General features: G+C 73.1%; 1 protein-coding gene and 1 pseudogene. Both read right to left on the bottom strand.

Annotated features, from left to right (window positions below; all coding sequences use genetic code 11):
* Positions 1-45 precede the first annotated feature (45 nt).
* On the bottom strand, positions 46-600 hold the full coding sequence (locus AC27IO_RS24845; protein WP_498741297.1) for a gamma carbonic anhydrase family protein: 555 nt from the start codon (positions 598-600) through the stop codon (positions 46-48).
* A gap of 79 nt (positions 601-679) precedes the next feature.
* Positions 680-908, bottom strand: a pseudogene (locus AC27IO_RS24840) (5-demethoxyubiquinol-8 5-hydroxylase UbiM); the annotation flags it as partial.

Raw genomic sequence — 908 nt, 5'->3', positions numbered from 1 at the left:
CGGTGCCGTCCGCGCGCTGAAAGAGCGCGCCGCGCGGCGAGGGCTTCAGGCCGCCGCCGCGCCCGCCTGCGGCGCCGCGAGGTAGTTGTTCTTCACGCGCACGTAGTGCTCGGCCGAATACCGCAGGTACGCGATTTCCTGCGGTGTCAGCGCCCGCTGCCGCACGGCCGGGCGGCCCGTGTAGAGGTAGCCGCTCTCCAGCACCTTGCCGGGCGTGACCAGGCTGCCGGCGCCGAGCATCACGCGGTCGCCGACCACCGCGTCGTCCATCACGATGCTGCCCATGCCGATCAGGCACTCGTCCCCGATGGTGCAGCCGTGCAGGATCACCGAATGGCCCAGCGTGACGTGGCTGCCGATCACGAGCGGCGAGCCGTCCGGCTTGGCCGGATGGCGGTGCGACACGTGGCCCATGGCCAGGTCCTGCACGTTGGAGCATTCGCCCACCACGATGCGGTTCACGTCGCCGCGCAGCACCGCGTTGCACCACACCGAGCTGTCGCGCCCCAGGTGCACATCGCCGATCACCTGGGCCGAGGGGTGGAGGTAGACGCCGGCGTCCAGCGCGGGGGCGGTGTCGAGGTAGGGGGCGAGGGGCATGGGGAGCGGTCCGGAGAGAAAGGGGCGGGACATTGGCGTCGGCAGCGATCTTATGCAAGAACCCCGTGCGCCGCGGCGCTCACCGCAGCGGCGCGTCGCCCGGCGCCCCGAGCGGTGCCGGCCGCCACGGACTGCGCCCCGTCAGCTCCCCCACGATGGCCGCCTTCAGCGGGGCCAGCCGCCGGGCGCCCTGCAGCACCAGTTGCCGCACGGCGCGGGGCAGGGGGCGCGCGTCGGTGTACAGCCGCACGATGGCGTTGGTGCCTTCATAGATCGGCCAGGCGCGGCGGTGGTGCGCGCGGGCATAG

The organism is Acidovorax sp. KNOB132, assembly GCF_057541515.1.
Note: the sequence above shows the minus strand (reverse complement) of the source record. Positions and strands in the feature narration are given on the sequence as shown.